We start from the raw sequence: 2026 nt of genomic DNA on the forward strand, positions 1-2026 counted from the left end.
TTCCCTACACGACGCTCTTCCGATCTCTCCGGTCGCGCCGGTGACCGTGGTGCCCGGAGGCGCCGAGCGTCAGGCGTCCGTGGCGGCCGCCCTCGCGGCCGTGCCCGCCGGGCCGGAGATCGTCCTGGTGCACGACGCGGCCCGCGCGCTCACTCCGCCCGACCTGGTCGAGTCGGTGGCCGCGGCGGTCCGCGACGGGCGCGACGCGGTGATCCCGGTGCTGCCGGTGGTCGACACGGTCAAGGAGGTCGACGCCGCCGAACAGGTGCTCGGCACGGTCGACCGGTCCGCGCTGCGGGCGGTGCAGACGCCCCAGGGCTTCCGCCGGTCGGTGCTCGCCGCCGCGCACGAGGCGGCCGGGGATCCGCTCACCGACGACGCCGGCCTGGTGGAGAAGCAGGGCGTCACGGTGGTCTGCGTGCCGGGTTCCGAGCTGGCCCTGAAGATCACCCGCCCCTTCGACCTGGCCCTCGCCGAACACCTCCTCACCCTCACCCCCTGACTGCCGCCGCCGCTCGAGATCTTGGTAGGAGACGGCCCCTGTAGGGGCCGTTCGCTTCCAAGATCTTCCCGGCTCCGGGGCGCTCTTCGTTCGGATGTGACCACCGGTAGGCCCGCCGGCGGCGCGACGGGCCCGCGTACCCTCTGGTCATGATCGTTCCTCGGGTGGCCGTCGGCACCGACGTGCACGCGTTCGAGGCCGGCCGCCCCTGCTGGGTCGCGGGCCTGCACTGGCCGGAGCAGGACGGCCTGGCCGGTCACTCGGACGCCGACGTGGCCGCGCACGCCGCCTGCAACGCGCTGCTCTCCGCGGCCGGTCTCGGTGACCTGGGCGCGAACTTCGGCGTGGACCAGCCGGAGTGGGCCGGCGCGTCCGGGGTGGCGTTGCTGACCGAGAGTGCCCGCCGGGTGCGCGCCGCGGGCTTCCGGATCGGCAACGTCTCGGTCCAGGTGATCGGCAACCGGCCCAAGATCGGCCCGCGCCGGGCGGAGGCGCAGCGGGTGCTCTCCGAGGCGGTCGGCGCGCCGGTGACGGTGTCCGCGGCGACCACGGACGGCCTCGGTTTCACCGGGCGCGGTGAGGGCCTGACCGGCATCGCGGTGGCCCTGGTCTACGAGGCGCCGGCCGACTGACCCGTTCCGCGCGGCCGGGTGACGGCGGTTACGCTCGGCGGGATGCCGAGTGACGCCGCCCCCGACCAGTCCGCCGCCGACGGCTACCTGCAGCGTGCCCACCTCCTCGCCGAACTGGGCCGCTACGACGAGGGGATCGACGAGCTCACCGCCCTGATCGCGGCGCAGCCCGCGCATCTGGAGGCGCTGACCATGCTGGCCCGGATGCAGCTCGCCGCCGACCGTCCCGCCGAGGCGCTCGCCGCGACCGAGACGGCGCTGACGGCCGCGCCGGACACCGTCCCGGCGCTTGTGGCACGCGGTCTCGCGCTGCTCGACCTGGAGCGCTGGAAGGCCGCCGCGGCCACCGCGGACGGGATCCTGGCGCTCGGCCCGGCCGACGCGTACGCGCAGCGCAGCGCCGCCGCGATCCTGTCCGCCTCGCGGAACGGGCAGGCGGCGCTGGACGCGGCGTGGCGCGGTGTCGAGTTGGCGCCGGACGAGCCGGAGGCGCACCTGGTGCTCGGCCTGGTCGCGGTCCGGCTGGAGCTGTTCGACCTGGCCGAACGGGCCTACCGGGAGGCGTTGCGGCTGGACCCGGAGCTGACCGGGGCGCGGCAGGACACCGGCGTGGTCCGGCTGGAGCGGCGCCGGTACGCCGCGACGCTGGAGGACCTGACCGAGGTGGTCGACCTGACTCCGGCCCGGGTCGATCCGGCCCGGACCGAGGACGCCGGGCTGCGCCGGCTGCTGCTGTCCGCCGCCGGCTGGTCGCTGGGCGCCGCCGTACTGGTGGCGGTGCTGGCCCCGGCGTCCCCGGGCGCGTCCCGTCTGCTCGCGGTGCTGGCCGCCGTCGGTGCCGGGCTGCTGTTCGGGCGACCCGCGGCCCGGCTGCCCGGGCTGCGGGACGCGA

Annotated in this window: 2 protein-coding genes; both read left to right on the forward strand. The window is 76.3% G+C overall.

Annotation, left to right across the window (positions count from 1 at the left end; all coding sequences use genetic code 11):
• The first annotated feature begins 651 nt into the window (after positions 1–651).
• Positions 652–1134, forward strand: a complete 483-nt coding sequence (gene ispF, locus HUW36_RS31790; RefSeq protein ID WP_174531444.1) for a 2-C-methyl-D-erythritol 2,4-cyclodiphosphate synthase — start codon at positions 652–654, stop codon at positions 1132–1134.
• Between the two features lie 42 nt (positions 1135–1176).
• Positions 1177–2026: tetratricopeptide repeat protein (locus tag HUW36_RS31795; RefSeq protein ID WP_174531445.1), on the forward strand; the 850-nt coding region annotated here is incomplete at its 3' end.

The sequence above is a fragment of the Micromonospora maritima genome (assembly GCF_902825405.1).
GTDB classification, from domain to species: Bacteria; Actinomycetota; Actinomycetes; order Mycobacteriales; family Micromonosporaceae; genus Micromonospora; species Micromonospora maritima.

Bases quoted from the DNA above. Each gene is read 5' to 3' on its own strand.
- ispF (WP_174531444.1), top strand. From the start codon at position 652: ATGATCGTTCCTCGGGTGGCCGTCGGCACCGACGTGCACGCGTTCGAG.